This is a genomic window from Mycobacterium sp. ZZG, assembly GCF_054786995.1.
In genome coordinates this window covers 27,456-50,799 of record NZ_JBTBFV010000040.1, presented here as the reverse complement: position 1 = coordinate 50,799, position 23,344 = coordinate 27,456, and the positions used below count along the sequence as shown (strand labels likewise).

The window sequence follows — 23,344 nt, the reverse complement described above, 5'->3', positions numbered from 1 at the left end:
ACCAACAGGAACAACCCGATACCGAGATCGGGCGATCAGCCACGCCCACTGGGACCTATACATCAGCTCAAAGCCTCACAACCAGATTCAACCCCACACCAACCGCCGATCGGTGTATCCAGGCTAAAAGACCGCCGCGGGATCCGAATGCGTGATAGATCGCACCGTTCGAAATCGAGGTGCGCTGCGACAACGCCCTGATCGTCACCGCGCGCGGCCCCGCGTCGGCGGCCAGCTGCTCAGCCGTGTCCATCAGGTGGTCCAGGTCGATGACGCGGGGTCTGGGCACCCGAACACCATAACAGAGCGCATGCTCTGTTATGATCCGCCGTTAGGCTGAGACGAAAGCCACCCGATCCTCTGGAGACCCTGCATGCGGCCGAGCACCGCTGAAACCTTGCGGCCGCTGTCGACGGCGATCAGAGAAGGTTCGGCGGCCGAGCACGACGCCGCCGAGCGGTCGCCATTTCTGAGCGACCTGCTGTCCGGGGGGATCGGCCGGCAGGCTTATGCGCAGTATTTGGTGCGGTTGCGCGGGATCTACGACGCACTGGAGAACGCTGTGCGGGCACATCGCGACGACCCGTTGGTCGCGGCGGTGTACGACCCCGCGCTGGAACGGGTGGCGGCCCTGGACGCCGATCTGGACCACTGGGCGCCGATCGAACCGTGGATTCAGCTGCGGTGCAACGCTATCGGGAGAGGATCAGCGGCCAGTCCTGGGGTGGCGCGCTGGTGGCCCACCATTACACCCGCTATCTGGGCGATTTGTCCGGTGGGCAGGCGATGGCCCGAATCCTCGACCGCGAGTTCGGTCTCGACGGAAACGGGTTGGCGTTCTACCGCTTCGGTTTCCGGGTCAAGCCGTACAAGGATCACTACCGGGAGCGCCTGGACGGCCTCAGTCTGGACGCCGCTGACATCGGACGGGTGGTGGCCGAGGTCAAGACCGCGTTCGCGCTGAATCAGGCGGTGTTCGACGAGCTGGCCTCCGCGCGGTAGCGGTGCTCAAGCGAGGACAGCATGCCCGCGATCATCGACTGAGACGGCGCCGCAACCCGGTGGTAACAGAAGCCCGTTACAGTGGCGCCACGCACAGCGGGGTCAGGGAAGGGCGACTGCGTGGTGGCAGACGGTTCCCGAACAGTGGTGTTCGCGCTCTACGACAAGGTGACGCTGCAGGACGTCGCGGCACCTCTGGAGATCTTCGCCAGGGCCAACGATTTCGGCGCCCGGTACCGGGTGCTGCTGGTGTCGCCGACCGGGGGCGCCGTCGGCACGACGGCCTATGCGCAGCTGAACACCGATGTGCCCCTGGCCCGGGCGCCCGAATCGATCGACACCTTGCTCGTTCCCGGAGGCGTGCCCGCCGGTTTCTCCTTCACCCCCGGCCTGCACGACATCCCGGAAGAACCGACACCGGATTCGGTTCCGGACGCGTTGATGATGGTTCGCGAACTCGCGCCCCGGTCGCGTCGCATCGCATCGGTGTGTACCGGGGCCTTCGTGCTGGCCGCTCTGGGGTTGCTCGACAACCGCCGGGCGACCACGCACTGGGCGCACTGCCAGACGCTGGCCCGCACGTATCCGAAAGTGAAGGTCGACCCGGATTCCCTGTTCGTCCAGGACGGACCGTTTATCACCGGTGCCGGGATCACCGCCGGCATCGATCTCGCGCTCGCCCTCGTGGAGAGTGACTTCGGTCCGACGGTCGCGCGACGCGTCGCGCGCTGGATGGTGGTCTTCCTGCAACGGCCGGGTGGGCAGGCGCAGTTCAGCGTCTGGGCGGAATCGGCGCTGCCGGTGACGGGGGGTCTGCGAGGTGTCGTGGACTCGGTGATCGCCGACCCCGGCGCCGATCACTCGATTGCCGCCATGGCCGCCCGCGCCGCGGTAAGCGAGCGCCATCTGGTGCGGATGTTCCGCGAACAGGTCGGGATGACACCGGCGAGGTTCGTCGAGCAGGCGCGGCTGGAGGCCGCCAAAGTACTTCTTGCCACGAGCGACAAAGGGCAGGACGCGGTGGCACGGCGCACCGGGTTCGGGACACCGGACACGTTGCGGCGCACGTTTCGCCGAAATCTGGGAATCTCGCCCAGCACGTACCGAAATCGGTTCCGCACCACAGGTATCGACGGGTAGGGCCGGAAGCCGGTGTGCCGCGATGGCGTCACGCCGGTGTCCGGCGAGCGACCAGGTGATCGCGGACGCGGGCCCCGGAGCGTAATCCACTACGCCGGGCCGCGGCATGAAACGACTCGCCCGCGAGCACCAGCCCGACCGCGTTCTCCAATCGGATTCCGTCCACGTACTCCCGCAGCGTCACCCCGACCTGGGCTTTGAAGAGCCGGGCGAGGTGACGCGGGCTCAGACCGAGTTGCGCTGCCACGACGTCGAGTTCGTAGTGCCCGGCGGGATCGACGACGATCGTGGCCATCAGCCGATCAAGTCCGGGGTGCTTCGGCCGCGCGGTGCGCGCGGCAGCCGAGATCTGCGGATGGCCCTCCAACCGCCTGCCCAGCAGCACCATCTCTTTGCAGATGTCTTGCGCCACAGCGTTGCCGAAGTCGTCGGCGACCAGTGCCAGCGCCAGGTCGATCGCGGCGGTGCCGCCGGCGGACGTCCAGACGTTGCCGTCACGGGTGTACACCGAGTCCCGTTCGATCGCCGTCGACGGATGCCGGGCGGCGAACACTTCCAGATGCCGCCAGTGAGTGGTCGCGCGGCGACCGTCGAGCACTCCCGCCGCCCCCAGCGCGAACGACCCCGCGCAGATCGATGCGGTCCGCCGCGCCGCCGGCGCGAGCGAGCGGACGGCTTGATCCAGGTGTGCGGGCACACCGCCCGTGACCAGGCAGTCCCCGCCCGGAACCAGCACCGTGTCGACGTCGGGTGGCAGCGGCGACGTCGCCGCGTGAATCGACAGTCCCGAGCCGCACCGGATGGCGGCGGTACCCGAGGTCGAGTACAGCCTGACCGAATAACGGCAGCCCAGCACCTGGGCGACGTCGAAGACTTCCAGCGGCCCGGTCAGGTCGAGTGTGCGGACACCGTCGAAGACCAGAACGGCGATATGCCGTGACCGGGTGTCGGCGGGGATGTTCATCGCGTCAGCGTCGCCGGTACGGGGACCACACGTGGTGCGATGTCCGGATTTGTCCACCTTGTGTCCGGGTCGGTCGGTCGGCTGTTGCCCGTGTCCTGTTCCGCACAAACCACGTCCATGTCGGACACCGGTGGCAATGGTGACTTTACGTCGCCGAAACACGGTCCGCTCAACGTTATTCGGGTCCGGTCGATCAAGCGAGGTGGAACTCTATGGATTCACGGTCTGCGCTGACGCTGAGCATCGGGGTGCTCGGCGGGCTGGCGGTGGCGTTCACCGCGATGGTGGTCACCGTCCCCATCTGGGTGGTGTTCCTGGCATGGGCGTCGTTCTTCTTCGTCGGCGGCGGGCCGGCGGGTTGGGTGCGGTCGGTGGCGAGCAACCTGGTCGGTGTCGCCATCGCCTGCGGGAGCCTCTTTGCCGCCCATCTTCTCGGCGGAAGTCTGGCGGTCACCGCGATCGCCGTCGGGGTGGGCAGCGCGCTGATGGTGCAGGCGTCCTGGGTGGGGCTGTTGTCCACCACGCCCGCCGTGGTGGTGGGGTTCGCCTCCACGGTGTCGACCGTGGCGGGGACCGGGCAGTTGGTCACCGCCACGAGCATCTCGCATCCCGGCCTGGTGGCCGCATCTGCCTGCGTGCTGGGGGCGACCTTCGGAATCGTCTCCGAATACCTCGCCGCGGTGATGACAAGAACGGCGCCGACGGCTGCGGCCGGGCGCCCCGACACGGAAGGTGCGACGGCGTGAAACTGCAGCATCATCTGGGGGGTCTCGAAGGGCTGCCCCAACCGCTGAATCTGGAGAAGCGGGTTTTCGTCGAGGACTGGGAGAAGCGGATCTTCGGCATCCACGTCGCGATGATGGGTTTGAGCAATCATCTGGGGTCGGCATTGCCGGAGTATCCGATCGCCGACGTGCCGACCGCGTTCCGCGACGAATGGACGTGGGCCGACCTGCGGACCGGTGCGGAAGCGATGAATCCGTTCGACTACTTCAAGTTCCGCTACTACGAGAAGTGGCTCGGCGGCATCACGCAGTTCTTCATCGACAGGGGTTACGTGACCGAGGACGAGCTCCTCGAGTCCCTCGGCGCAGCCGGCACTCAGGCCGAAGACCCGTCGGGGCAGGCGATCGACGACCAGGTGATCGACTACCTGCGTCGCGGCGACAGCCCGCGCCGCGACGTGGCGCACCCGCGGTTCGGCGTCGGTCAGCAGGTGCGCATCACCGACGTTCCTGCGGGGGCGCACACCCGGCTGCCCGGCTATCTGCGGTCCCGCACCGGCACTGTGCGACGAATCTTCGAGGGCGACTACGGCTACTTCGTCCACACCGGGGACGGTATCGGTGATCCGATGCCGATCTACATCGTCGAGTTCGCCCCCGACGAGTTGTGGGGTCCGCGTGCGGAGCCGGGCGCCAACACCCTGTACGCCGAACTTTTCGAGGCATACCTGCAACCTGTCGAGGAGGATTCTCAATGACCGACCAGTTCGCCTACCCGGCCGACCGGGAGAAGTCCAGCGCCGACCGCGTCGCGGCGCTGGAGCGACTGCTGATCGAGAAGGGTGTCATCACCAGCCAGACCGTGGAGAAGGTGTTGTCCTACTTCGAATCCGAGATGACACCGCTGAACGGAAAGAAGATCGTCGTGAAGGCGTGGACGGATCCGGATTTCGCCGCGCGGGTGGTGATCGACACCCCGGCCGCACTGGCCGAACTCGATCTGCCCGAGGGGATGGCCGGCGCCGAAGGCGAACACCTGCAGGCCGTGGCGAACGGGCCGGGAGTGCACAACCTGGTGATCTGCACGCTGTGCTCGTGCTTCCCGTGGCCGGTGCTGGGGCTGCCGCCCTACTGGTACAAAGATCCGGTGTTCCGCGCCCGTGCCGCGCGCGAACCGCGCACAGTGCTCGCCGAGGTCGGGGTGGCTCTGCCGGACGACACCGAGATCAAGGTGTGGGACTCCAGCGGTCATTCCCGGTGGTTCGTCATCCCCGAAAGGCCCTCGCGCACCGAAGATCTGACGGATGACGAACTGATGGAGCTGGTCACCACCGAGTCGATGATGGGCGTGGCGCTCGCGGGGCAGCCGGTATGAAACTGCACAGCACCTGCACCACCGATCAGGCTGCCCCGTCCTTCGACCACGACTGGCAGCGCCGAGCCTTCGGGCTGGCCCTGGCGCTGTCGGAGTTCGGGCACTACCCGTGGAGTGACTTCCAGCAGAGCCTGATCGACACGATCGGTGCGTGGGAGGCGTCCGCGGAGACCGACCGCGGCGAATGGCAGTACTACGACCACTGGGTCACCGCGCTGGAAGACGTTGTGCAACAGCGAGAGCTGCTCACCAAACCCCTTGCTACCGACGACGGTGACCACGCGGTCTCCGACGACCACCATTGAACTCCCCACGAAAGGCACAGCGATGCACATCGAGCCAGGAATCGTCGAAGGCGCGAAGATCGTCCTCAGCTACGCCACAGCGGCCGGCGTCGGCGCCTATGCGCTGACCGCGATGGGCAAGCACGTCAAAGACCGCGGCGCAGGGTCTTTGATGCTGGGCGCAGCGGCGACCACCGCGCTGACACTCGTGTTCTTCCAGGTTCTCCCGCACTACCCGGTGGGGGTGTCCGAGGTGCACCTGATCCTGGGTTCCACGCTTTTTCTGCTGTTCGGCGCGGCGCCGGCGGCGTTCGGGCTCTCGCTCGGCCTCCTCATACAGGGCATGGCCTTCGCCCCGTTCGACCTTCCGCAATACGGCATGAACCTCACCACGCTGTTGGTTCCGCTGTTCGCGCTCCAGTACGTGGCGGGCAGGACGATCGCACCCGACACCCGCTACGTCGACCTCAAATACCGCCAAGCCCTTGCGCTTTCGGCCACCTACCAGGCCGGCATCGTGTCCTGGGTGGCGTTCTGGGCGCTCTACGGGGAGGGCTTCACGGCCGAAGCGGTCAGCAGTGTGGCGATCTTCGGGGCCGCCTACCTGCTGGTGATCATCGTCGAACCACTCGCCGACCTCGGTGTGCTGGCCGGCGCGAAGTCCCTGGAGCGGCTCAAGAACGGTGCATGGCTGGAGCCGCGGCTGTTCAACCCGGCGTGATTCACACCGGTGGCACCCGGTCGATCCACGGCGTCGCCCGCTCCAGCTGGGCCGCCAGCCGGATCAGCAGTGACTCACCATCAAGCGGTGCGACGAACTGCACACCCAACGGCAGGCCGTCTGCGGTCCAGTGCAACGGCAGCGAAATCGCCGGGCGGCCGGTGATATTCGCCAACTGGGTGTACGGCACCCAGCCGAGGTTCTTGTCGACGATGTCGTCGACGAGATTGGTGAAGCGCAGCAGGCTCGCGGTGCGCGTTTTGAGCAACACGTCCGAGGCTTTCTGCAACACCACCGGCAGGTCGAACTCACCAATGGTCGGCGGGGGAGTGGCCAGCGTCGGAGTCAGCAGCAGGTCGTACGACTCGAAGTAGGCGGTCAGACGCCGGGTGTGCTCGTGGCGGCGCTGAACCGCGTCGACGTAGTCGACGCTGCTGGTGGCGCGACCGATCGCGGCCAGGATCAGGGTATCCCGCTCGAAAGCGTCGTCTCCGGCGCCGGTGAGCCGCTTCGCATCCTCCAATTCCCAAGCGGTGTAGACGAACCAGGTCAGGAGAAAATCGCGGGCCAGTGCTGCGTCGTCGAACGGGGCCTGCGGTAGCTCCTCGACGTGGTGCCCGAGTTCGGTCAGCGTGCGCACGGTCGCCTCAACCGCGGCGAACGCCTCACGGTGCGGTGAAGGCGTGATCGCCGTCGGGACCCGTACCCCGATGTGCAGCCGGCCGGGATCTTGTCCGACGCAGGAAGCGAAGGGCGCGTTCGGGATTGCGGGTGCGAACGGGCCCCAGGGTTCGCCGCCGCTGATGACATCGAGCATCGCGGCGGTGTCGCGGACGGTGCGCGACACGACCCCCTGCACCGCCGATCCGTGCATCGACTCGCCGGTCTCCGGCCCCATCGGCGTCAGCCCGCGACTCGGCTTCAAGCCGACCAATCCGCAGCAGGCCGCCGGGATACGGATCGATCCGCCACCGTCGTTCGCGCCCGCGCACGGCACGATCCCCGCAGCGACGGCGGCAGCGGAACCGCCCGAGGACCCGCCCGGGGTGCGGCTGCGGTCCCATGGATTGCGCGCCGGACCCCATGCGACGGGTTCGGTGATTCCCTTGGCGCCGAATTCCGGGGTGTTGGTTTTACCGAAGATGACCAGGCCGGCGTCGATCCAGCGCTGCACGATCGTCGCGTGCTCGCGCGCCGGCGTCGACATCAGCGCGCGGGACCCGCGTGAACTGGGCACGCCTGCGTAGTCCTGCGCAAGGTCCTTGATCAGGAACGGCACGCCGGCGAACGGGCCGGGGGCCGCCGTGGCGGGGTCGGCCGCCACGTCGCGCACGATCGCGTTGATCCGCGGGTTCACCTCGGCAGCGCGGGCGCGCGCGACGGCCATCAACTCGTCGGCGCTCACCTGTCTGTCGGCCACCAGCTGAGCCAGGCCGGTCGCGTCCTGGGCGCGGTATTCATCAAAATCCACGACTCGACCGTAGCGTCCCCTGCTTTGCTGACGCCCGCGCCGCAGCTTTTTGACCGCCGCGCAAAATCCGCGGGAAAGCCCCGCGCATGTTTGAGCATTGAGTTTGCTGAACGTGTACCCGAGTCAGCAAACCAAGTTATCGAGAGAAGCTAATTGAGGTTAGCCAAACCTATTGCTTCTTAGGGAACCCTCAGCTAAGTTTCGAGCGCGCCCAAGGGGGCGATGACCAGTTAAAAAGGAGTATCCGTGCAACAAGCACTTCCGGTCGGGTTCGGCGTCGGGGCCCAGCCGAGGGCCACCAAGTCGGCTTCGCGAGTGAACAAGTTCGTGGTGAGTGGCGCCGCGGTGGTTGCTGCCGGCGCCATTGCGGTGAACCCCGTGGCGCCGCTGCCGTCGGCGCCGGAGATCCGGCAGGCCGCCGTTGCGCTGACCGCCAACCCGGTGCTGGAGAACCCGCTGCTGGTCTGGCAGAACACCATCACCACCACGTTCACGCAGATCGGCGCCATCGGTTCGTCGCTGTGGAACACCCCGTTCCCGATCCTGAACCAGATCGGCGAGAACCAGCTCGGCCACCTCAAGACGATCTGGGGTATGACGGCCGAGCAGGCCGGCACCCGCCGCGGCACCGGTCTCGTCGGTACCGCCGAGGGTGTGCAGCGTTCACTGACCAACCTGCCGGTCCGGCTGCAGGCCGCGGCCGAGTTCCTCGGCCAGGGGCAGTTCACCGAGGCGCTGGTCGAGCTCAACACGTGGGGCCTGGTTCTGTTGGAGAACGTGGCGTTCCCGCTGACGTCGATCCTGACCATCCCAAAGGCGATGTTCGACGCGGTCGGCCGCGTGTACGACTCGCTGATCACCCGCGGCAACATCGTCACGATCTCCAAGGGCTTGATGTCCCCGCCGATCACCGCGTTCTTCGCCGCGATGAACGTCGCCGACACCGTGTTCGCGTCGATCAAGGAGGGCAACCTCAAGGATGCTTTCACCGCGCTGGTCAACGCCCCCGGTCTGATCACCGGTGCATTCCTCAACGGCTACAAGCCCTACTTCGGCCACGACGAGAACGGCGACCCGATTTACAGCCCGGAGAACTTCCCCGGTCTGTTCTCGGCCGGCGGCACCCTCGACGCACTGTTCGTCAAGCTGCCCCAGACGATCGCGGCGGCGCTGAAGAAGCCGGAACCGGTGCCCGCGGCGGCTTCTGCGCCGGACCCGACGCCGGCCCAGGCCGCGACGTTCACGTTCGATGTCGACGGCACCGAGGTCAACCTGGTCTCGACCGGCGACGAGGACGGGACCGGCACCGAGGCCGAACCTGCCACGGATACCGTGGACAGCGCGGTCGAGGCCGAGGTTCCCGCCACCGAACCCGAGGTGACCCCGGAGGCCGGGGAGCCCACCGAGGTGGTCGAGGACGAGGACGCCGAGGTGGTCGAGGACGACGATACGACGGGGGTCGAGGACGCCGGCCAGGCCGCCACCGATTCCGAGGCCGGCGGGGACGATGACGTCACCGGCGGCGAGGTCGAGGGTGCGGAGGTCGAGGGTGCGGAGTCCGAGTCGGGCTCCGGCGACGAGTGAGGTGCTGACACGAGCCGGCCCCCTGCCTCGGGCAGGGGGCCGGTTCCGTCTACTCGTCAGCCCTCCGAAGGCTTGTCGACCTCGTCCTCGGGAAGGGGCAGGGCCTCGGCACCCGGAGTCGCAGGCGCCAGCACGTCGGGTTCCTTGGCCGACTCGGACGTTACGTTTTCTTCCGAAGATGTCATGCCGACCCACATACCCCACGGTTGCCGCCGCTAATCCGGCTCGAGAACCTGCGGCGTCGTCGCCTGTACCCGGATCTGCAGCACGAGTATGCGAGGGTATATCGGATGGCGCGCCACGTTGCGCGAAAACCGTCGGCACCGACGGCCGCCGCCGACGCGGGGGCGCTCTACGAACACCTCGGCAAATGTGACGACATTGTCAGGGCGCTGAAGGCCTGGGAACCGGCGCAAGTGGAACTTGGCAACGCCGTCGTCGACCGCGCCGCGGCGCTGGGTAACCGGTCCCAGTTCGCGAATACCTGGACACCGGGCGATCCGGAGTTGCTGCCCGGCCTGTACGGTCCCGGCCGGTGATCAGCCGAGGCGGACCGATGTGCGGGGACGCGAGCAGCTCACGAACGCCGGCTGCGCAGCCTCGGCGGCACGGCGCTGTCGGCGCTCATCACGCACGATCCGGCGCTGCAGCAACCGTTCGTCGCGCGCGGAGATCGACCGATTGAGCTCGGCGAGGGCATCAAGCTGTTGCCAGCTGAGGCCGTCGAGGTCTCCCTCGGCGTCATGCGTGGCCACGACCACGCTGCCGCGCAACAGCGGGACGGTCTTGGCGGTGAAATCGGTGGTCGCCATCAGCAGTTCGGTGGCGATCTGGTTGGCGCGGCGTTGGCAGCCGCGGGCGGCCGGGCTGAACCAGAAGTCGAACTGGTTGTCGGCGCTGGTCAAGCAGTGCAGACCCTGATCCTGGATGAGCTTGTCGATGTCGGCTTTCGTGTAGGCGCGGGTTTCATACACGGCGCCGCTGGCGCTGAAGTACAGGACGGTATTCATGTCGATGATCCATTCGTTTCTTTCTCTGATGTTGTGAAGAGCGCTGACGTCACGGCGCTGTGACTGATGTTACCCATGTGACCAATGAGGCAAACTTCGATATCAATCCGGCCACGACATGTTTGGCCGACAGGCATAGCCTCGAGGGATGGCTGCGCTGCGATTCGGTATCTCGACGTTCGTCAACGACGACACCATCGACGCGGTGTCCCTTGCCCGCGCGGTGGAGGACCGAGGCTTCACGTCACTGGCGGTCGCCGAGCACACCCACATTCCGGCCAGCCGGGAGTCGCCGTACCCGGGGGGCGGCGAGCTGCCGGCGGTGTACTACCGGACCCTGGATCCGTTCGTCACCTTGGCGGCCGCGGCCGCCGTCACCTCCACCATCGAGCTGGTCACCGCGATAGCCCTGCTCATCCAGCGAGACCCGATCACGACGGCCAAGGAAGGGGCCAGTCTTGACGTCCTGTCCCACGGCCGCTTCGTGTTCGGCGTCGGCGCGGGCTGGAACATCGAGGAGCTGCGTCACCACGGCACCGACCCGAAGACGCGAGGCGCGCTGCTGGACGAACGGATTGAGGCCATCAAAGTCTTGTGGACTGCCGACCCTGCCGAATACCACGGCAGGTATGTCAACTTCGACGCGTCCTACATGCGACCCAAGCCGGTGCGCAAGCCGCACCCGCCCATCCTGATCGGCGGCGACTCCGACGCGACCGTCAAACGGATCATCAGACACGAGGCCGGCTGGATCGCCAACCCGCTGCCGGTCGAGCGGCTGAAGAAGCGCATCGACCAGCTTCGCGAAGGTGCCCGGCACGAGGTGCCGTTGTCGACGTTCGGCACCCCGGTCGATCCCGAGTACTGGCGTGCCACAGAGGAACTGGGCTTCAGCGAGCTGCGATTGCTGCTCCCGACCACGTCGCGCGACGAGTCGCTGAGGCTGCTCGACGAGTATGCCGAGCAGGTGGCCCGCTACCGGGGCTGAGGCCCGCTCAGCGCTCGATCGTCTCGTACCGCTGCGCGACCGCGACCAGCTCGTCGCGGACCGCCGAATGCGGCATCGACGCAATCCGTGCGTAGAGGCGCCGCCGATCACGAGCGATCTGGCGGGCGGCACGGTACTGCGCGAGAGACATGGCGGGGGCTCCTGATTCTTGTGATTGGGGGTCCGGGCAACGAGGATCGCCCGTCGGCCGGACATCTCCCATGGTCCGTGTTACGGGCACGTTAATCAAACCGCTGACCTGTGATTTCGGGTACAGAGACGGCCGTCACAGCCGTCCGGCGTCCAGCACCCGAAGCACCACCGCACCCTCGTCGTCGGACGCCTCGAGGTCCACCTCGACCTCGATACCCCAGTCGTGATCCCCGGCCGGATCGTCGAGGATCTGCCGCACCCGCCACACGTCGCGCTGCCGGTCGAAGATGAGCAGCGCCGGCCCGCGCGCGTCGGGGCCGGTTCCGACGTCGTCGTGCTCGTCGAAGTACTCGTCCCCGACGTCCTGCCAGCGCGCCGCGGTCCACCCGGACCCCGCGTCGAGGGCTCCGAGCTCGTCCCAGCGCTCGCGGGCGAACAGCTCGACCCGGCGGAACAGTGCGTTGCGGATCATCGCGGTGAACGCCCGCTCGTTGGCGGTCAGCGGTCGTGGGCGCGCCGGCACCGCCACCGGGGCGTCCATCCTTTGATCCGGCCTCGTGAGCTGTTCCCACTCGTCGAGCAGACTCGAATCGACCTGGCGCACAAGCTCACCGAGCCACTCGACGATATCGGTCAGCTCCTCTGTGCGCGCCGCCGCCGGCACGCCCGACCGCAGGGCCTTGAACGCATCGGACAGATAGCGCAGTACCGCGCCCTCGGAACGGGTCAGCCCGTACACGCTGACGTACTCGCGGAAGGTGAAGGCCCGCTCCCACATCTCCCGCACGACCGACTTCGGCGACAGCTTCCCGTCGGCGGCCCACGGATTGCTCTGCAGGTACACCTCGTACGCGTGCTCCAGCAGCTCGGCCAGCGGCTTGGGGTAGGTGACCTCATCGAGCTGTTCGATCCGCTCGTCGTATTCGATCCCGTCAGCCTTCATCTGCGCGACCGCTTCACCTCTGGCCTTGTTCAGCTGCGCGGCCAGGATCTGCCGGGGATCCTCCAGCGTCGCCTCGATCACTGAAACCACGTCCCGGGCATAGCTTTCCGCGTTCGCGTCGAGCAGGTCGATCGCGGCCAGCGCGAATGTCGAGAGCGGCTGATTGAGTGCGAAGTCGGGAGGCAGGTCGACGGTGAGCCGGTATCGCCTCCCGTCGGGTTCCGGTTCGGCGAGCCGCTCCACGACGCCGGCCTGGCCCAGCGAGCGCGCGATCCCGACAGCTTCCCGGATCAGGCGCAGCTGCCGCTTGCGCGGTTCGTGGTTGTCGGTGAGCAGCCGGCGCATCGCCTCGAACGGATTGCCGGGGCGGTCCACCACGTCGAGGATCATCGCCGTAGTCACCCGCATGTGGCTGGTCAACGGCTCCGGCGCGGCGTCGACCAGCCGCTTCATCGTCGCCTCGCTCCACGGCACCATGCCCTCGGGTGCCTTGCGACGCACCAGCTTCCGGCGCTTCTTCGGGTCGTCGGCCACTTTGGCGAACTGTTTGAGGTTCTCCACCTCGTGATCGGGCGCTTGCACCACGACGGTGCCCGCGGTGTCGAATCCGGCCCGGCCCGCGCGACCGGCGATCTGGTGGAACTCGCGGGCGTTGAGCAGCCGGGTGCGGGTGCCGTCGTACTTGGACAGTGCCGAGAACACCACCGTGCGGATCGGGACGTTGATCCCGACGCCGAGAGTGTCGGTGCCGCAGATGACCTTGAGCAGTCCGGCCTGCGCCAACTGCTCGACGAGGCGCCGGTACTTGGGCAGCATGCCGGCGTGATGCACCCCGATGCCGTGCCGGACCAGCCGCGACAGCGTGGACCCGAACGCCGAGGAGAAACGGAACGCACCGATCATGTCGGCGATCGCGGCCTTCTCGGCTTTGGTGCTGACGTTCACGCTCATCAACGCCTGCGCCCGTTCCAGCGCCGAGGCCTGGGTGAAGTGCACGACGTAGATCGGGGACTGCTTAGTGTCGACGAGTTCCTGGATCGTCTCGTGCATCGGGGTGGTCGCATAGGAGAAGTACAGCGGGACCGGGCGTTGCGCGTTGGCGACCAGCGCGGTCGTCCGCCCGGTGCGCCGGGTGAGATCCTCCCGCAGGTACGTCACGTCACCGAGCGTCGCCGACATGAGCAGGAACTGCGCGCGCGGCAGCTCCAGCAGCGGCACCTGCCACGCCCAGCCGCGGTCGGGATCGCCGTAGAAATGGAACTCGTCCATCACGCACAACCCGAGATCGGCGTCGGGTCCCTCACGTAGCGCGATGTTGGCCAGGATCTCCGCGGTGCACGCGATGATCGGGGCGTCGGCGTTGACCGCGGCGTCGCCGGTCAGCATGCCCACATTGGCCGCCCCGAACACGTCGCACAGCGCGAAGAACTTCTCACTGACCAGCGCCTTGATCGGGGCGGTGTAGTAGCTGCGCCGGCCGGCACCCAGGGCCGCGTAGATCGCACCCGTCGCGACCAGTGACTTGCCCGACCCGGTCGGGGTGGCCAGGATCACGTTGGCGCCGCTGACCAGCTCGATCAGTGCCTCCTCCTGCGCCGGGTACAGCGCGGTGCCGTTGGTCTGCGCCCACGCGGAGAACGTGGTGAACAAGGCGTCGGCGTCGTCGCCGAGGGCACGCAGGGCGGACAGGTCTTCGATCAGCGCGGACATCGGGGTCCAGCCTGCCAGGTTTGCCGAAGGCCGCCGCCGTCAATAGCCCTTCCATGGCGGGGTTCGGTGATGTCCTCGAGTGGGTCAAACACGAGGTTTCTGCGCGCGTGCCGAAGGCTGATCTCGATCAGCGCGACGCCGACTACATCCGCGAGCAGCTCCCGGGGCTCTGGCTGCTGGCCTCGCTGTACTTCCGTGCCGACGTCCGCGGCCTCGACCGTATCCCGCCCGACGGCCCGGTGCTGCTGGTCGGCAACCACAGCGGCGGGAACCTGCCGCCCGACACCTTCGTGTTCACGTTGGCGTTCTGCTCCTACTTCGGCGTGGAGCGCCCGTTCTTCCAGCTGGCCCACAACCTGGTGGTCTCCATGCCCGGTCTCGGCTCGCTGCGCAAGTTCGGCACCGTCGCCGCCAACCACGACAACGCCACCCTCGCGCTGACGTCCGGCGGTGCGCTGCTGGTCTATCCGGGCGGCGACTACGAGGTTTTCCGGCCGTCCTGGAAGCGGCACGAGGTCGACTTCGGCGGTCGCAAGGGGTATGTGAAGCTGGCCCGCGAAGCCGGTGTGCCGATCGTCCCGATCGCCAGCGTCGGCGGCCAGGAGGCGGCGCTGTTCCTCGACCGTGGACAGTGGCTGGCCAGGTTGCTGATGGTGGACAAGATCGCCCGGCTCAAGAGCGTCCCGATACTGTTAGCTCCCCCGTGGGGACTGGCCGTCAGCGACATGGTGCCGAGACTGCCGCTGCCGACGAAGATCACCATCGAGGTGCAGGACCCAATCGCGCCCGACGAGATCGCCGCCGGAGACGACGACACCATCCACACCAAGGTCGAGGGTGCGCTCCAGTCGGCGGTCGACCGGCTGGCCTCCGAGCGACGCTTCCCGGTGATCGGTTAAGGGGGCAGGCGGATGCGGCTGCAGCGAAGCGTCATCATCGACGTCGATCCGCACATCGTGTGGAAGCACGTCAGCGACCCCGGCTGCTACCCGGAATTCATGGCCAGCCTGGAGCGGTGGGAGATCATCACCGAGGGGCCGGTCGGTGTGGGGTCCCGCTACACCGTGCACTGGAAAGTCGGCTCCGTCCCGATCGGCGGGGTTATCGAGGTCACCGAGTTCGACGAGGCCCGCGACCTCGCGTTCATCGGCATCACCGGCGTGGGGTTACGCGGCCGGTTCCGACTGCGGGAGAACGGCCCGGGTCGGACCAAGGTGACATTTCGGCTGTCCTATGAGGCGCCCGGCGGACTGCTGGGCCTGATTGCCGACCGGGTGGCCTCGCGGCAGGTCGGCCGCATCATGGACAAGACCGTCAAGAACCTCAAAGCCCTTACCGAGAGTTGACCTTCACGATCAAAAGAGTGCCAGCGCCTCCGCGATCATCCGATGGCCCTGACGCTCGAATGTCTCATCGCCCACGTGATGTGCCCAGACGGCGGTGCCGATCGCTTCGTGCAGGGCCGACATCCGCCATTGCTCGGGGTGCCGGGGGTCGTCACCGTATCCGGCGAAGAACGCGGCTTCCAGCCGGGGGTCGTCCCGCCAGTGCCGCGCGGCGAGCCGACAGAAGTCGGTGATCGCGGGCCGCCACGCGAAACGGCCGAAGTCGATGACCTTGATTGTGCCCCTTGTGACGCCCCCGTCGACGATCCAGTTCCTCGGTTGCCAGTCACCGTGGGTGGGCACGACGACCACCTCCCGCGGCCGGTACCCCGTCAGGATGCTGCGCAGCCGCGTGGCGATGTGCTGCGGGATCCGATGGGGCTCGCCGAGCCAGCTCAACGATTTCGTCACGGCGGCCGCTTCCCAGTCGGGATCGGTGCGTCGAGCCTGACCGTGGAATACCCGGGCCAACCTTCCCGCCTGCCGGTACGTCTCGGCGGCGAATTCAGCGTCGGAGCCCGACACCAACGACCCGTCCAGGTACCGCACGACGAGAAGGTTCGCCGTGCGGTCACAGTGCAACAGCTCGGCGGCGTGTCCGGTCGCGGCCAGGCATCCGGTGAACCCCTCGAAGGCGGTGATCTCGCGGCCGATGTGGTGGTTCTGCGCTCCGCCGGCCTTGACCACCACCCTGCCGCGTTCGGAGTCCACGTCGAGGACGACGGTATCGACGAGTCCCCAACTCAGATCGCGGCGCAGACGCGCACCGGGGAGCCAGCGGGCCAGGCGTGCGGCCTGCTCGTCGGTGAGCCGTCCGCGATGCCACGACTGCACAGCCATGTCAGCGCCGCGGAGGCGGGAAGTACATCTCCTGGCGCACCGTGCACACCAGCTCGCCAGAGCGGTTGAACATCGTCCCGCCGGCGAGCGCGAGCGTGTCGGTGCTGCTGGGCGAGGACTGGTCGTAGAGCAGCCAGTCCGACAGGTCCGCCGCGGCGTGGAACCACACCGAGTGGTCACGCTGAGCCGCAGCCGAGATCCCGCCTCGCGCGGCATAGGCCGGTTCGGTCAGCGTGACCGCCGACAGATACGCCACCAGCGACGCCGTCAGCGCCGGGTCGTCAGGGACCGCACCGTCGGGCCGCCACCAGATCAGCGAGTGGGCAGGTGGGGCGGTGTCGGCGTCGACGATGCGCCGCTCGAACCAACGCAGGCTGGCCCACATGCCCTTGCTGACACCGTCGGACTCCGCGAAATGCGGAGGCACCCGCGGAAACGAATCTGGTTGTGCCACAACGGGACACGGCGGCTGGTAGGTGACCCCGGCCGGGGTCGGCGACTTGAACGACGACATCGCCTCCAGCAGGATCTCCTCACCCTGGCGGGCGGTCACCCGTCGCGCCGAAAACGTGCGCCCCTCTTGCAGACTCGTCACCTCGAAGGCGACGGGCAGCCGGGCGTCACCGGGGCGCAGGAAATAGGTGTGCACGCTGTGGGGCGTGCGGTCCCCAGCGGTGAGGCTGGCCGCCAACAGTGCTTGGGCGCAAATGTGGCCGCCCAGAATGTGGTTGGCGGGAGCGGGCAGCTGCGCGCCGACGAACGACGTCGCGCCGGCCCGGTCGAGCTGCATGGAGGCGAGCACATCGCCCAGCGAAGAGGACACGCAGGTATCTTGCCTAACAGCTGCGCAGCGTCATCAAGGTGATCTCGCTCGGCGCGAAGACCCGGAACGGCGGACCCCAGAACCCGGTGCCCCGGCTCGTGTACAGCTGAGTCCGCTCGCCGTGCGTGCTCAGTCCGTGCACCACCGGCTGTTCGAGCCGCACCAGGAAATTGAACGGCCAGATCTGACCACCGTGGGTGTGCCCCGAGATCTGCAGATCGACTCCGCCGCGCACGGCATGCGTGACCTGCTTGGGCTGATGGGCCAGCAGCAGCACCGGAAGTGAAGGGTCGGCGCCGGCCAGCGCGGTGTCGAGGTCCGCGCCGTGGCCACGGATGCCCGAGCCCGACGCGGTGGCGTCGTCGATGCCCGCGACGACGAGCCGGTCACCGTCGCGCTCCACCACCACGTGCCGGTTGTGCAGCACCTCCCAGCCGATGCGGTCCATGTAGTCGAGCCAGCCCTGGGCTTCGCTGAAGTACTCGTGGTTGCCGGTCACGTAGACGCGGGCCGATGCGGCGCGCACCGACGCCAGCGGCGCGGCCTGGGCGTCGCGCGTCGCCGCTGTCCCGTCGGCGATGTCACCGACGTGGCAGACCACATCGGCTTCGAGGGTGTTGACCCGCTCCACCACGCCCGCCGACCAGCGGGCACGGTTGATCGGCCCGTAGTGGGTGTCGGTGATGATCACCACCCGCAGGCCGTCCAGCCCGAGACCGAGCCTCGGGAGCGTCACGTCGAGCCGCTTGACCCGCGGCACCCGCATCGCCTCGACGTGACCCCAGCCCAGCAGCACCACGGTCACGGCCACCACCACGACGGTGGCGATCCGCGACCGGGTCGGGTCGGCGACGCCGCCGGCCCACAGCAGCAGCTCGAGCAGCTGACCCAGCACCGACCAGGTGAACAACACCCAGATCGCGCCCAGCAGCGCGTCGCCGGCCGCGGCAGCGCCGTCGCGACGTGTGCGGCCGTGCCCGAGGCGCATCAACAGCGGCAGCGCGGCGAACGCGGCGACGAACCCGAGCGTGCCCGCGGCCACGCCGGCCACCGGCCACGCCGCCCCGCCGAGCACCAGCGTCGACCACGGCACCCCGAACAGCAGCAGCATGATCGCCAGCACCACCGCCACGCGGCGCCAGCGACCGGGGGAGCGGCGCCGCGGGTGGGCGGCCTCTTCAACTGCGTCGGCCGGGACGTCGGACATCTCTCGAAAGTACCGACGGCCGGCTTCCGCGCCGCTGGACCGCAGTGTTGAATGTCCCGAGGAGGTTTACAGATGAGTGCAGTTTCGTTAATCACCGGCGGCGCGGGTGGCATGGGCACGGCCACCGCCCGACTCGTCGGTGAGGACCACGCGGTGGTCCTGGCCGACGTCCGGCAGGACCGGCTCGACGCTGCGGCAGTCGAGCTGACCGGGCGCGGGGTCGACGTGCACGCGGTCAACTGCGATGTCACCGACCGGGACGCCGTCGAACGGCTGTTCACGACGGTGGCGGGCCTCGGCACGCTTACGTCGGTCATCCACACGGCCGGGGTGAGCCCCAGCATGGGCGACGCCGAGTACGTGATGCGGACCAACGCGTCGGGCACCGTCAACGTCGGGGAGGTTTTCTTCACGATGGCCGGAGAGGGCGCCGCGCTGGTCAACGTGGCCTCGATGGCGGCGCACCTGGTGCCGGCCGAACTGATCCCCACCGCAACCTTCCCGCTGGCATTGCAGGACCCCGACGCGTTCCTGACCGAGATGCTGCGGGCCTGCGAGCTCGCTCCCGAGGAAGCCCGGTCCGGTATCTCCTATGCGTTCAGCAAGGCCTTCGTCCGCTGGTACAGCAGTTCGCAGGCCGAGCGGTTCAACACCCGCGGCCTGCGCGTCGTGTCGGTGTCGCCGGGTTCGGTCGACACGGAGATGGGCCGGCTCGAAGAGCAGGCCGGCGCCGGTGCCCTGGTCGCCGACGCTGCGGTCCCGCGCTGGGGCAAGCCGGAGGAGATGGCGGCTCTGCTCGCGTTCTGCGCCAGCTCCAAGGCCGGCTATCTGACCGGCACCGACATCCTCAACGACGGCGGCGTGGTGGCCTCCATGACCGAAAGAGCGCGACTGGCCGCAGGTTAGGATGGCCGCGTGCGCAGCCACGGGTGGGGCGGTAACACGCCCGCCTCCGACGAGGAGGCGATCGACCGCATCCTGAACGCCGCGGACACCATCATCGCCGACCGCGGATCGGCGATGCGCATCGCCGACGTGGCACGTGAACTCGCCGTGACCCGGCAGACCGTGTACCGGTACTTTCCGAGCACCGACGCGCTGTTGATGGCCTGCGCGATGCGGTCCGCCGACGGATTCCTCGACCGGCTCGCCGCGCACCTGAGCGGGTACACCGATCCTGCCGCCGCGATGGTCGAGGGTGTTGCGTACGCCGTCGAGGCGCTGGCCCACGACGACACGATCGAGTTCCTGTTCCACCAGCGCGGCCGCGGCGGCGCGGTCCCGTCGATCACCTCCGACACCGCCCGCGCGTTCGGCCGGGCGCTGCTGCACCGTCTCGACGTCGACTGGGAAGCACACGGTTTCGACGAAATCGCCCTCGATCAGCTCGCCGAGTTCGGGCTGCGCTCGATTCACTCTCTGCTGCTGGACCCCGGCAGTCCACCGCACGCCGGCACGGAACTGCGCACCTTCCTGTCCCGCTGGCTGGGGCCCGCCGCCGCGTCGCCGCGCGGCCGGCGTTCGGTGGCATCGGTGAGCGGCGGTCGTGGACAATCGGCAGGATGAGTTGCTGCCAGCACAACGGTGTGGGGGGCGCAGGGGACACCGCGTTCACCGTCGACGCGTCACGGATCACTTTCGGGCGAGGCTGCCTGCGTGAGGCCGGTGACCGGGTCAACGCGCTGGGCGTCGCGCGGGTCGCGTTGTTCACCGACCCGACGGTCGCCGAGCTGGAGATCTTCGACACGGTGCAGCGGTCCCTGCGGGGCGCCGGCATCGACATCGTCGCCTACACCGACGTCCGGGTCGAACCCACCGACGAATCCTTTAAGCAGGCAGCGGAATTCGCGACCGAGGTGGCCGCGGACGGTTACGTGTCCGTCGGCGGCGGTTCGGTCATCGACACCGCCAAGGCGGCCAACCTCTACGCCAGTCACCCCGCCGACTTCCTGGAGTACGTCAACGCCCCGGTCGGCGCCGGCGCCGCGGTTCCGGGCCCGCTGAAGCCGCACCTCGCGTGCCCGACCACCTCGGGCACCGGCAGCGAGGTCACCGGCATCGCGATCTTCGACCTGCTGTCGATGGCGGCCAAGACCGGCATCGCCTCACCGGCGCTGCGCCCCACCGAAGCACTGGTCGACCCCGACTGCACCGACACCCTGCCCGCAAACGTGGTGGCCTGCAGCGGCCTCGACGTGCTCTCCCACGCGCTGGAGTCCTACACCGCGCGGCCCTATCACCGCCGCGCCGCACCCGGCAGACCCAGCCAGCGGCCGATGAGCCAGGGCGCCAACCCGTGGAGCGACCTGGGCAGCGTGGAGGCGCTGCGACTGCTCGGCCGGTACCTGCAGCGGGCCGTCACCGACGGCGCCGACGGGGAGGCCCGCGAGCAGGTGATGTGGGCGGCGACGCTGGCGGGTATCGCGTTCGGCAACGCGGGAGTGCACATCCCGCACGCGATGGCCTACGCCGTGGCCGGGCAGGTGCGCGGGTTTCACCCCGACGGCTACCCTGGCGACGAACCCCTTGTGCCGCACGGGATGTCGGTGATCCTGAACGCGCCCGCGGCGTTCCTGGCCACCGCGCCGCTGGACCCGCCGCGGCACCTCGACGCGGCAGCGCACCTCGGGGCGGACACTGCCGGGGCCGCGCCCGACGACGCCGGGACCGTGCTGGCCGACCACCTCGTGACGATCATGCAGGCGGTCGGGATGCCCAACGGTCTGGCCGGTGTCGGCTACTCCCAGGCCGACGCCGACGCCCTCGCCGAGGGTGCGTGGCCCCAGCAGCGACTCCTCGGCAACGCCCCGCTGGATGTCGACAAGGCATTGCTGGCCAACACTTTCCGGCACGCGATGAGCTACTGGTGAGCGAACCGACGGCGCCCGTGACCCACCGCATCGCCGACTACCGGTACTTCGTGCCGATCACCACCCGGTGGATGGACAATGACGTCTACGGCCATGTCAACAACGTGACGTACTACAGCTACTTCGACACCGTGGCGAACCACTTCCTGATCCACGAAGGCGGCCTGGACATCCACACCGCACCGGTGATCGGCCTGGTGGTGGAGTCGAAATGCGCGTACCTGGCCCCGGTGGCCTACCCGGATGACCTGCGGGCCGGGTTGCGGGTGGACAGGCTCACCAACCGTTCGGTGACCTACGGCGTGGCGATCTTCGCGGCCACCGGCGAGGACGCGGTGGCGTATGGTCACTTCGTCCATGTCTTCGTCGAACGTCAACGGCGGCAAGCAGTTCCGATCCCGGACCGGATACGGTCGGCGCTGACGGCGCTGGTGGTCAGCCAGGAGCCAGGGTGATCGTCACGGCAGCTAACCCGCCGGAGCCGGTGTCGCGGTGATGAGATCGGCGACCTGGGCGGCGGTGCGCGCAGTCGCCGGATCATCGGCGGGGGCGTACCGGTCGGCCGCGGCATCGTATCGGGCACCGGCGATGTCGCCGTGGTCGGCGTCGAGCTCCCGCAGCCGCACGGGCCAACCGGAATTCTGCAGCGACGCGGCGAACGTCCGGCTCGCCGATAGGGGAACGACGTCGTCGGCGGTGCCATGGAGCAGCGTGAACGGTGTCCGCGCCGCCGGGTTCTCAAGCTGTGCGGTGACGTCTGCGCCGGAGATCGGGTCGCGTGCCATGAAGGCCCCCGCCAGGCACACGGTGTGCGTAAGTGCGACGCCGTGGCTCTCGGCGGCCACGGTGAGGCCGGCCGCCGCGACACCGCCGAGTGACCAGCCCGCCAGCGTGAGCGGCTCCCGGCTGCGCGACCACGAGGAGGCAAACCGAGCGGACTCCAGCAGATCCGTTCGTCCGCCGTCGGGGCCGTGCGAATCCCAGTCCGGGACAACCACACTCCGGCCCCGCTCGGCGAGAAGACCCGCGAGCACCCGGACGGTGGCCCGCGCGTCGGTCTGGGTGCCGTGCCAGAGCAGCACCGTCGGCGCCGCCGGGTCGCCGTACAGGTCGACCGCGCGCCCCGGCGCGTACTCCGCGGTTTCCATCACGCATTCCCCGCGGCACTCGCCAGCGCCCGAAGTGTCTCCGCGCCAGTGAAGGTGGGCTGCCATCCCAGTTGCTCCCTGGCCTTGGTGGTGTCCATCACCACGGAGGTGCGGCCGGCGTGCAGCCATTCCAGGATCGACGGGACGAACGGCAACCGCGCGATCACCTCGGAGGAGGCGGTGGCCGCGGCGTGCGGGACCTTCACCGGCCTGGCGCCGAGCGCGTCACCCACGGTCGACATGGACAGCACGCCCTCGCCGGCGATGTTGTACGCCCCCGGCGGCGCCGAGTCGGTGGTGACCGCAGCGGCGATCGCCGAGGCAACGTCGTCGTGGTGCACCAGTTGCAGCGGGGTGCCGGGGTCGGGGAAGGGCGGCTTGAGCAGCGGCAGCGCCTGCGTGACCCGCCGCACCGTCCCGGGAAGCTGGTTCCAGGGCATCGCGTCGGCCAGCGCGGTCGCCTTGGGGCCCGCGACGATGCACGGGCGCAGGATGTACACCTGAAGCGACGACCCGATGGTTACCTCGGCCAGCACCGCCTCGCACGCGGCCTTCTGCTCGGAGTAGTAATGCTCCGGTGAGCCGCGCGTCGGGACGTCCTCGGTGATCGGGACCGGGTTGTCGGAGTGGTAGCCGTAGGCGGCGACCGACGAGGTGTAGACGAGTCGCCGGACGCGGGGTTCGGCGACGGCGGCCTCGAAGACGTTGCGGGTGCCCTGCAGATTCACCCGCGCGCTCTCGTCCCGCGAACCCATGATGATGAACGCGAGGTGGACCACCATGTCCGCGTCGGCGACCAGCGCGTGCACCGCGTCGCGGTCGAGGATGTCGCCCTGCCGGTAGGTGGTCTTGGTCCAGCCGTGCTCGGCCGGGTCGAAAGGCCGGCGGGCCATCCCGACGATCGACTCCACGTCAGGGTGGTCCTCCAGAGCGGAGATGGTGGACAGGCCGATCTCCCCGGTGGGACCGGTCACCGCGACGCGCACAGACATGCCCGTGAG

Annotated in this window: 26 protein-coding genes and 2 pseudogenes; 16 read left to right on the top strand and 12 right to left on the bottom strand. The window is 68.4% G+C overall.

Features of this window, described 5'->3' with window-relative positions; genetic code table 11:
- Positions 1-115 precede the first annotated feature (115 nt).
- Positions 116-253 (bottom strand): annotated as a pseudogene (locus tag ACXMYJ_RS20325) (helix-turn-helix domain-containing protein); the annotation flags it as partial.
- 120 nt (positions 254-373) lie between these two features.
- Here ACXMYJ_RS20325 and ACXMYJ_RS20320 point away from each other — a divergent pair.
- Positions 374-1,002 (top strand): annotated as a pseudogene (locus ACXMYJ_RS20320) (biliverdin-producing heme oxygenase).
- Positions 1,003-1,125: 123 nt separating this feature from the next.
- A complete protein-coding gene (locus tag ACXMYJ_RS20315; RefSeq protein ID WP_460358683.1) occupies positions 1,126-2,142 on the top strand; it encodes a GlxA family transcriptional regulator in 1,017 nt (338 codons plus the stop codon).
- 28 nt (positions 2,143-2,170) lie between these two features.
- Here ACXMYJ_RS20315 and ACXMYJ_RS20310 read toward each other — a convergent pair whose 3' ends face one another.
- Positions 2,171-3,106 carry a GlxA family transcriptional regulator gene (locus ACXMYJ_RS20310; protein ID WP_460358682.1) on the bottom strand — a complete coding sequence of 312 codons (936 nt, stop codon included), beginning with the start codon at positions 3,104-3,106 and terminating at the stop codon, positions 2,171-2,173.
- 212 nt (positions 3,107-3,318) lie between these two features.
- Between ACXMYJ_RS20310 and ACXMYJ_RS20305 the strand changes: the two genes are divergently transcribed.
- From ACXMYJ_RS20305 to ACXMYJ_RS20285, 5 genes are read left to right on the top strand one after another with little or no spacing between them, the layout of a single operon-like run.
- On the top strand, positions 3,319-3,852 hold the full coding sequence (locus ACXMYJ_RS20305) for a DUF1097 domain-containing protein (RefSeq protein ID WP_260755973.1): 534 nt from the start codon (positions 3,319-3,321) through the stop codon (positions 3,850-3,852).
- Positions 3,849-4,589, top strand: a complete 741-nt coding sequence (gene nthB / locus ACXMYJ_RS20300; protein ID WP_260755972.1) for a nitrile hydratase subunit beta — start codon at positions 3,849-3,851, stop codon at positions 4,587-4,589. Before ACXMYJ_RS20305 ends, nthB begins: the two co-directional genes overlap by 4 nt.
- Positions 4,586-5,206 carry a nitrile hydratase subunit alpha gene (nthA, locus tag ACXMYJ_RS20295; protein ID WP_260755971.1) on the top strand — a complete coding sequence of 207 codons (621 nt, stop codon included), beginning with the start codon at positions 4,586-4,588 and terminating at the stop codon, positions 5,204-5,206. Before nthB ends, nthA begins: the two co-directional genes overlap by 4 nt.
- A complete protein-coding gene (locus tag ACXMYJ_RS20290; RefSeq protein WP_260755970.1) occupies positions 5,203-5,511 on the top strand; it encodes a nitrile hydratase accessory protein in 309 nt (102 codons plus the stop codon). Before nthA ends, ACXMYJ_RS20290 begins: the two co-directional genes overlap by 4 nt.
- Before the next feature lie 22 nt (positions 5,512-5,533).
- Positions 5,534-6,211 carry an energy-coupling factor ABC transporter permease gene (locus tag ACXMYJ_RS20285; RefSeq protein ID WP_260755969.1) on the top strand — a complete coding sequence of 226 codons (678 nt, stop codon included), beginning with the start codon at positions 5,534-5,536 and terminating at the stop codon, positions 6,209-6,211.
- Between the two features lies 1 nt (position 6,212).
- Here ACXMYJ_RS20285 and ACXMYJ_RS20280 read toward each other — a convergent pair whose 3' ends face one another.
- On the bottom strand, positions 6,213-7,682 hold the full coding sequence (locus ACXMYJ_RS20280) for an amidase (protein WP_460358681.1): 1,470 nt from the start codon (positions 7,680-7,682) through the stop codon (positions 6,213-6,215).
- A gap of 246 nt (positions 7,683-7,928) precedes the next feature.
- Between ACXMYJ_RS20280 and ACXMYJ_RS20275 the strand changes: the two genes are divergently transcribed.
- On the top strand, positions 7,929-9,266 hold the full coding sequence (locus ACXMYJ_RS20275) for a hypothetical protein (protein ID WP_460358680.1): 1,338 nt from the start codon (positions 7,929-7,931) through the stop codon (positions 9,264-9,266).
- A 56-nt stretch (positions 9,267-9,322) separates the two neighbouring features.
- Here the strand turns inward: ACXMYJ_RS20275 and ACXMYJ_RS20270 are convergent, their stop codons facing one another.
- The gene (locus ACXMYJ_RS20270; protein WP_260755966.1) at positions 9,323-9,451 is read right to left on the bottom strand and encodes a hypothetical protein; all 129 of its coding nucleotides are present in this window, start codon (positions 9,449-9,451) and stop codon (positions 9,323-9,325) included.
- Positions 9,452-9,556: 105 nt separating this feature from the next.
- Between ACXMYJ_RS20270 and ACXMYJ_RS20265 the strand changes: the two genes are divergently transcribed.
- The gene (locus ACXMYJ_RS20265) at positions 9,557-9,805 is read left to right on the top strand and encodes a hypothetical protein (RefSeq protein WP_260755965.1); all 249 of its coding nucleotides are present in this window, start codon (positions 9,557-9,559) and stop codon (positions 9,803-9,805) included.
- Here the strand turns inward: ACXMYJ_RS20265 and ACXMYJ_RS20260 are convergent, their stop codons facing one another.
- Entirely contained in the window at positions 9,806-10,276 is a 471-nt protein-coding gene (locus ACXMYJ_RS20260) for a hypothetical protein (protein WP_260755963.1), read from the bottom strand.
- 157 nt (positions 10,277-10,433) lie between these two features.
- On the opposite strand from ACXMYJ_RS20260, the gene ACXMYJ_RS20255 reads away from it, so the two are divergent.
- Positions 10,434-11,264 (top strand): LLM class F420-dependent oxidoreductase, encoded by an 831-nt coding sequence (locus ACXMYJ_RS20255; protein ID WP_260757866.1) that lies wholly within the window; start codon positions 10,434-10,436, stop codon positions 11,262-11,264.
- Positions 11,265-11,271: 7 nt separating this feature from the next.
- Here ACXMYJ_RS20255 and ACXMYJ_RS20250 read toward each other — a convergent pair whose 3' ends face one another.
- Entirely contained in the window at positions 11,272-11,415 is a 144-nt protein-coding gene (locus ACXMYJ_RS20250; protein WP_260755962.1) for a hypothetical protein, read from the bottom strand.
- Between the two features lie 135 nt (positions 11,416-11,550).
- Positions 11,551-14,070 (bottom strand): DEAD/DEAH box helicase, encoded by a 2,520-nt coding sequence (locus ACXMYJ_RS20245; RefSeq protein WP_460358679.1) that lies wholly within the window; start codon positions 14,068-14,070, stop codon positions 11,551-11,553.
- A 53-nt stretch (positions 14,071-14,123) separates the two neighbouring features.
- Here ACXMYJ_RS20245 and ACXMYJ_RS20240 point away from each other — a divergent pair, with 53 nt between their 5' ends.
- Positions 14,124-14,969 (top strand): lysophospholipid acyltransferase family protein, encoded by an 846-nt coding sequence (locus tag ACXMYJ_RS20240; protein WP_260755960.1) that lies wholly within the window; start codon positions 14,124-14,126, stop codon positions 14,967-14,969.
- Positions 14,970-14,981: 12 nt separating this feature from the next.
- A complete protein-coding gene (locus tag ACXMYJ_RS20235) occupies positions 14,982-15,416 on the top strand; it encodes an SRPBCC family protein (RefSeq protein WP_260755959.1) in 435 nt (144 codons plus the stop codon).
- A gap of 9 nt (positions 15,417-15,425) precedes the next feature.
- On the opposite strand, the gene ACXMYJ_RS20230 is transcribed toward ACXMYJ_RS20235, so the two are convergent.
- Genes ACXMYJ_RS20230 through ACXMYJ_RS20220 form a run of 3 tightly spaced genes read right to left on the bottom strand, consistent with a single transcriptional unit; the run spans position 15,426 to position 18,325 of the window.
- A complete protein-coding gene (locus ACXMYJ_RS20230; RefSeq protein WP_443188434.1) occupies positions 15,426-16,295 on the bottom strand; it encodes a phosphotransferase family protein in 870 nt (289 codons plus the stop codon).
- A gap of 1 nt (position 16,296) precedes the next feature.
- Positions 16,297-17,118: an acyl-CoA thioesterase gene (locus tag ACXMYJ_RS20225; RefSeq protein ID WP_443188435.1), complete on the bottom strand. Its 822-nt coding sequence runs from the start codon at positions 17,116-17,118 to the stop codon at positions 16,297-16,299.
- A 13-nt stretch (positions 17,119-17,131) separates the two neighbouring features.
- Entirely contained in the window at positions 17,132-18,325 is a 1,194-nt protein-coding gene (locus ACXMYJ_RS20220; protein ID WP_443188436.1) for a metallophosphoesterase, read from the bottom strand.
- 72 nt (positions 18,326-18,397) lie between these two features.
- Between ACXMYJ_RS20220 and ACXMYJ_RS20215 the strand changes: the two genes are divergently transcribed.
- The 4 genes from ACXMYJ_RS20215 (at position 18,398) to ACXMYJ_RS20200 (ending at position 21,650) form a co-directional block, all read left to right on the top strand.
- Positions 18,398-19,231, top strand: coding sequence for an SDR family oxidoreductase (locus tag ACXMYJ_RS20215; protein WP_443188437.1), 834 nt, complete (start codon positions 18,398-18,400; stop codon positions 19,229-19,231).
- 9 nt (positions 19,232-19,240) lie between these two features.
- Complete coding sequence (locus ACXMYJ_RS20210) at positions 19,241-19,891, top strand: TetR/AcrR family transcriptional regulator (RefSeq protein WP_260755955.1); 651 nt, start codon at positions 19,241-19,243, stop codon at positions 19,889-19,891.
- A complete protein-coding gene (locus tag ACXMYJ_RS20205) occupies positions 19,888-21,195 on the top strand; it encodes a hydroxyacid-oxoacid transhydrogenase (RefSeq protein ID WP_460358678.1) in 1,308 nt (435 codons plus the stop codon). The genes ACXMYJ_RS20210 and ACXMYJ_RS20205 overlap by 4 nt, the downstream gene beginning before the upstream one ends.
- A gap of 71 nt (positions 21,196-21,266) precedes the next feature.
- Positions 21,267-21,650, top strand: coding sequence for an acyl-CoA thioesterase (locus ACXMYJ_RS20200; protein WP_460358686.1), 384 nt, complete (start codon positions 21,267-21,269; stop codon positions 21,648-21,650).
- Between the two features lie 12 nt (positions 21,651-21,662).
- On the opposite strand, the gene ACXMYJ_RS20195 is transcribed toward ACXMYJ_RS20200, so the two are convergent.
- Both ACXMYJ_RS20195 and ACXMYJ_RS20190 read right to left on the bottom strand, forming a co-directional pair.
- On the bottom strand, positions 21,663-22,343 hold the full coding sequence (locus ACXMYJ_RS20195) for an alpha/beta hydrolase (RefSeq protein WP_260755953.1): 681 nt from the start codon (positions 22,341-22,343) through the stop codon (positions 21,663-21,665).
- Positions 22,343-23,335, bottom strand: coding sequence for an NAD-dependent epimerase/dehydratase family protein (locus ACXMYJ_RS20190; RefSeq protein WP_460358677.1), 993 nt, complete (start codon positions 23,333-23,335; stop codon positions 22,343-22,345). Before ACXMYJ_RS20190 ends, ACXMYJ_RS20195 begins: the two co-directional genes overlap by 1 nt.
- Between the last annotated feature and the right edge of the window lie 9 nt (positions 23,336-23,344).